This window comes from Bartonella sp. AA1HLJMS, from assembly GCF_042197445.1.
Lineage (GTDB): Bacteria > Pseudomonadota > Alphaproteobacteria > Rhizobiales > Rhizobiaceae > Bartonella.
In genome coordinates this window covers 1-5,289 of record NZ_JBHIRW010000062.1, presented here as the reverse complement: position 1 = coordinate 5,289, position 5,289 = coordinate 1, and the positions used below count along the sequence as shown (strand labels likewise).

General features: G+C 39.4%; 8 protein-coding genes and 3 pseudogenes. 2 read left to right on the top strand and 9 right to left on the bottom strand.

Annotation, left to right across the window (positions count from 1 at the left end):
* A pseudogene (locus ACFIQE_RS08620) lies at positions 1 to 66 on the top strand (integrase); the annotation flags it as partial.
* Between the two features lie 208 nt (positions 67 to 274).
* Positions 275 to 475, top strand: a complete 201-nt coding sequence (locus tag ACFIQE_RS08615; RefSeq protein ID WP_375646451.1) for a helix-turn-helix transcriptional regulator — start codon at positions 275 to 277, stop codon at positions 473 to 475.
* A gap of 102 nt (positions 476 to 577) precedes the next feature.
* Here the strand turns inward: ACFIQE_RS08615 and ACFIQE_RS08610 are convergent, their stop codons facing one another.
* From ACFIQE_RS08610 to ACFIQE_RS08570, 9 genes and pseudogenes are all read right to left on the bottom strand, one after another.
* Positions 578 to 937 (bottom strand): hypothetical protein, encoded by a 360-nt coding sequence (locus ACFIQE_RS08610; RefSeq protein WP_375608402.1) that lies wholly within the window; start codon positions 935 to 937, stop codon positions 578 to 580.
* Positions 938 to 1,113: 176 nt separating this feature from the next.
* Positions 1,114 to 1,518, bottom strand: coding sequence for a hypothetical protein (locus ACFIQE_RS08605; RefSeq protein WP_026500686.1), 405 nt, complete (start codon positions 1,516 to 1,518; stop codon positions 1,114 to 1,116).
* A gap of 176 nt (positions 1,519 to 1,694) precedes the next feature.
* Positions 1,695 to 2,096 (bottom strand): hypothetical protein, encoded by a 402-nt coding sequence (locus ACFIQE_RS08600; RefSeq protein WP_026500687.1) that lies wholly within the window; start codon positions 2,094 to 2,096, stop codon positions 1,695 to 1,697.
* Between the two features lie 175 nt (positions 2,097 to 2,271).
* Positions 2,272 to 2,676, bottom strand: a complete 405-nt coding sequence (locus ACFIQE_RS08595) for a hypothetical protein (RefSeq protein WP_375707545.1) — start codon at positions 2,674 to 2,676, stop codon at positions 2,272 to 2,274.
* Entirely contained in the window at positions 2,673 to 3,437 is a 765-nt protein-coding gene (locus tag ACFIQE_RS08590; protein ID WP_375707544.1) for a filamentous hemagglutinin, read from the bottom strand. Before ACFIQE_RS08590 ends, ACFIQE_RS08595 begins: the two co-directional genes overlap by 4 nt.
* A gap of 12 nt (positions 3,438 to 3,449) precedes the next feature.
* Complete coding sequence (locus ACFIQE_RS08585; RefSeq protein WP_375641239.1) at positions 3,450 to 3,854, bottom strand: hypothetical protein; 405 nt, start codon at positions 3,852 to 3,854, stop codon at positions 3,450 to 3,452.
* Positions 3,851 to 4,561, bottom strand: a pseudogene (locus tag ACFIQE_RS08580) (filamentous hemagglutinin); the annotation flags it as partial. The pseudogene ACFIQE_RS08580 and the gene ACFIQE_RS08585, both read right to left, overlap by 4 nt.
* 61 nt (positions 4,562 to 4,622) lie before the next feature.
* Positions 4,623 to 5,024 carry a hypothetical protein gene (locus tag ACFIQE_RS08575; RefSeq protein WP_273791508.1) on the bottom strand — a complete coding sequence of 134 codons (402 nt, stop codon included), beginning with the start codon at positions 5,022 to 5,024 and terminating at the stop codon, positions 4,623 to 4,625.
* A pseudogene (locus ACFIQE_RS08570) lies at positions 5,021 to 5,289 on the bottom strand (hypothetical protein); the annotation flags it as partial. The gene ACFIQE_RS08575 and the pseudogene ACFIQE_RS08570, both read right to left, overlap by 4 nt.

Sequence of the window (5,289 nt, the reverse complement as noted above, 5' to 3'; positions counted from 1 at the left end):
GACTATCTAGAACAGCGCCGTGTCTATATGGATAAATGGGCGGCTTATGTCACGGGTCAATCTTAAGATATGGGGTGAATAACCCCATTATCTGTGGATAACTTTAACTCTCTTGTCTCTCATTCTTTCTCAATAAGATTCATCACGTATCACATCAGAAATTATATGATAAAATATTGTTTTCTATAAATAAAATACCTTCAAAAATAAACCAAAATGTGCTTAATAAATAGGCATGATTTGGTTCTATTTTTTATTATGAAAGGATTTTAGAATGACAGAAAATGATATTCTTTTAACAGACCGTGAAAGTGCAAAATTGCTTCATATGAGTGTCTCAACTTTCCGCCGTCATGTTACCAATGGCTCTCTCCCAAAACCTTTAAAACTTGGCTTTTTATCCCGTTGGTTACAATCGGATCTTTTGAATGTAATCGAACAAGCAAAACAGCAACGTTATAACGACGCGGCATAAAAAGAAAACCTTGTCACGTAAGAACGGACAAGGCTTTCTCAAACTCATCAACCTGGTGCTTTATTTGGTGTAAATTCAAGGCTTTCTCTGCTGAAGCAAGACTTAAGGTTTGCATTCAAGTTGTTCTGAATGCTTTTTACAATAAGGGCTATTTAAGCGTCTCTCAACACTTCGCTGAGGCATGACAGCACCAGGACGACATATGGGAAGGTTGTCTGATTTATGGTTCTCACACCAATCTTGTATTGTAAAGCTAGGGCGAAAACCTGATTGCGCCATACACATTTCAATACTGGCAAATTGATTCAAATCTAGCGCCACAACCTTATTAAGGTCCGGTACTCCACATTCTAAAAGTATTTTATTTCTCCATAATGCTGGAGAAAGTGAGGGAATTGAGTTAACACATCCAGTGATACTTAACAGAGCTATGCAACTCAATAGTTTTAAGATTTTCTTCATTATTCCCCTCTTTCAATGGATTTATTTACAATAAACAGCTCATAAGCTTGTTTATATTTTCTGTCACCGCTGCTTAAAACAACGGTGAACAATATTGAGATGACAGATTGAGGAAACAATCGCGCCATTCCAAGTGAAGGCAAGGATGGCAGATTGTTGATCATCACTAGCAGTGCTTAAGGTTGGCATTCTGGTTTATTTTTATATTTTTGGCAATAAGCGCTATTTAAACGCTTCTTGACACTTCGTTTTGGAATGACAGCACCTGGCACACAAATCGGAAGATCTTCGGCATTATAATTTCTACACCGATCTCTCCACTTCCCTCCTAATTTACTATGAAAACCTGCTTGGGTTAGACATGCATAAATAGATGTATTCGCATTTATACTTAACTCTCTATAATCCATCATATAATCATCATGAGGATTCAGCATTCCACATTCTAATAGTGCTTTTTTAATCTCAATCTTATCTTCTCCTAGCTTCTCTAATACATCCACAGCCTGGTAAGGACCTGGAAAACATCCAGCTATAATAAGCAAAGCCAATCCACTCAATAACTTTAAAGTTGCTTTCATTTTTTCTCTCCTTCAATGATTTTTTATGATAAGATTGCTTATAAGCTTGTCGATGTTTTATATTCCTCTGTCCATATCAATTTGAAACATGTTGAGTGCCGATACAATTGGCCCACACACTTATGCAAAAGATAAAAAAACTAAAGATTACTCTTAATCATACCATCATCAAAAAACTACGGTAGACATTCAGGCTTGTTTCTATTTCTTTTACAATGGGGGCTGTTCAGGCGTTTCTTAACACTTCTTTGAGGAATGACAGCACCTGAATGACAAATCGGAAAACGAGCATCAAAAAACTCACACGAACTCAAATATCCGGATTTATATCTAAAACCTGCTTGAACCATGCAAGCTTCAATTAATGCGTTCGCATTTCCGTCTAACTTTCTGTTGTATTCATCACGATTATAAGGTGTTGGCATGCCACATTCTAACAGCGCTTTCCCTATATCAATTGTATTTGCACCAGGCTTATCCCATAATTCCCAAGCTGATAAGGGAACCTCAGCTTTATACTCACATCCAGCTATACTTAACAGAGCTATGCCGCTCAATAATTGCAAGACTTTCTTCATTCTTCCCCTCCTTCAGTGGGTTTCTTTACGATAAAACAGCTCATAAACCTGTTGATATTTTCTGTCACCGCTGCTTAAAACAACGGTGAACAATATTGAGATGATGGATTGAGAAAACAATCCCCCATTCCAAGCAAAAACAAGGATGGGGGTTGATTACCATCAGCAGCAAAAATTAAGGCTGGCATTTACGACTGTTTTTATATTTTTTACAATAAGGGCTGTTTAAGCGCTTCTTGACACTGGGCCTCGGGATCACAGCACCTGGACGACAAATGGGAAGGTTTTCGGCTTTATGATTCTCGCACCAAGTCCCTCCCCCCACTTTATCACGAAAACCTGATTGAACCATACAGGCATCAATAGTTGCCCATGCATTGTAGCTGAGTTTTCTGTTTTCTGGATCGGCATCAATAAGGCTCGGCATTCCACATTCTAACAAGGCTTTTCCTACCTCAGTAAAATCAGTAACACCATTTTTCTCCCACGTAGCCACCTCTCCTGGAGGAGGTTTATCGATATTACATCCAGTGATACTTAACAAAGTTACAGTGCTTAATAATTTTAGAGTTTGTTTCATTTTTTACTCCATGATTTACTTAAAGGAAATTGTTCACGATGAGATGAACCATAATCATATCTACATTTATAACCCACATCTCCAAGACAGGTATGGGAGCTTATGGGATTCATGATCACTCTCCACCATTCTGTCCACCAGTTACTACCAGCAGATATTGTCTCATAAGCATAGCCATTGCCACCAATCAATCTGCTTACAACGTCAAATCTATGCCCATAAAAACCAATAGTGGTTTGTTTGCCACCACTCACATAACCTAACAAACCGGATGCCGCCAAAACATTAGCCGCTGGTCCATGGAAACTGATCGTTGTATTGCCTGCTACATCATTTACACCTTCTTGTTTGAAAGAATTCATCATATTAAAGCCTGTCAAACTGCCACGACTATGGGCATCAAAATGCAATCCCGTGTTACCATAGCTATACATCAAATCTTTTGCTTCTTGTGTGGAATTGGTCAAACCCCAAAAGTTATTTTCCATAAACTTCTGATAGCTCGCGACTAGAAGTTCTGAGATAGCAGAATCGGCTTGAGGGAACACAACAAAATAAAGCGGTTCATTTTTATCCTTCGCATGTTGAACCGCATAAACAGCGGCTTCCTCTGGTGGAGTAAAGATGCCATTAAAGGACACATGCACCTTGCCATCAGCACCCTCTTGTAAATGCTGCTTTTCTTCATCCGTTAAATAATGTGCGTGAGGAAACAATCGCGCCATTCCAAGTGAAGGCAAGGATGGCAGATTGTTGATCATCACAAGAAAGACTTAAGGATAGCATTCATATTGTTCTGGATGATTTTTACAAAACGGGCTGTTTAAGCGCTTCTTGACACTGCGCTGTGGAACAACAGCACCTGGACGACAAATCGGGAGATTTTCGGCTTTATGGTTTACACACCATCCCCCCCTTTCATCTTTATAGCGGAATCCTGATTGAACCATACAAGCATGAATTGTTGCTATTGCATTGTTGCTTAAATTTCTGTTTTCTGGAAATACATCATAAGGAGCTGGCATACCACATTCTAATAAGGCTTTTCCTATTTCAGTAAAATCAGTAACACCATTTTTCTCCCACGCGCTCAAATACCCCCCAGGAGTTTTATTAAACTGACATCCTGCAATACCTAACAAAGTTACAGCACTTAATAATTTTAAGGTTTGTTTCATTTTTTACTCCATGATTTACTTGAAGGAACTTGTTCACGATGAGATGAGCCATAACGCACGTTACACTTATCGCCCGCGTCTCCAAGACAGGTATGGGAACTTATGGGATTTGTAGCCACTCTCAACCATTCTGTCCAAACGTTACTGCCAGCAGGGAGTGTCCCGTAGGTATAGCCATTGCCGCCAATAATTCTGCTTACAAAGTCATATCTATTCCCATCAAAACCAATAGTGGTTTGTTTGCCATCACTCACATAACCTAACAGACCGGCTGCAACTAAAACATTAAAGGCTGGTCCATAGAGATTGATAGTCGTGTTTTCGTTGGCTATACCGTGAACACCTTCTTGTTTGAAAGAATTCAGCATATTCCCCAATGTCATTGTCCCGCGACTATGTCCATAAAGTTCTAATCCTGTAAGACCATAGCTATACATCAAATCTTTTGCTTCTTGTGTTGAATTGGTCAAACCCCAAAAGTTATTTTCCATAAACTTCTGATAGCCCGCGACTAGAAGTTCTGAGATAGCAGAATCGGCTTGAGGGAACACAACAAAATAAAGCGGTTCATTTTTATCCTTCGCATGTTGAACCGCATAAACAGCGGCTTCCTCTGGTGGAGTAAAGATGCCATTAAAGGACACATGCACCTTGCCATCAGCACCCTCTTGTAAATGCTGCTTTTCTTCATCCGTTAAATAATGGAAAGTGAGGAAACAATCGCGCCATTCCAAGCAAAGGCAAGGATGGCGGATTGTTGATCATCACTTAAGATTGGCATTCATCCGCATTTTTATATTTTTTACAAAAAGGGCTGTTTAAGCGCTTTTCAACACTTCGTTTCGGAATGACCGCGCCTGGTCGACAAATCGGAAGGTTTTCCCTCCAATGATTCACACACCAAGATGGACCGCCATATCTGTCACGGAATCCTGCTTGAATCATACAAGCATAAATTGTTGCATTATCATTATTGCTGAGCTTTTGATTTTCAGCCTCAAGATAATTAAGATGTGGCATGCCACATTCTAATAAGGCTTTTCCTACCTCGGTAAAGTCTGCTCCTGGCTTGATCCACCCATATACTTCCCCTGGAGGAGATTTGTCCATATCACATCCAGTAATACTTAATAGAATGAGCAGGCTCAATAAGTTAAATCGTATTTTCATTTTTTGTTCCCTGTTCTCGTGGAATAAAATTTTATAAAATCAAATGAACCGTAATCATTTTTACACTTAGCACTTGCATCAGCATAACAATTATGGGTACTAGGATTATAGCCGATGATCGCTCCCCCCATCTCTCTGAGGGGTAGAATTAACGGATGTAATGAATCATATGGTTTGGAACGTACCCCATAAGCCGTAGGCCAATTGTAACCAATCACTGTACTAATGGGGTCTAACATATGACCTTGTATGTAGATATAATTTT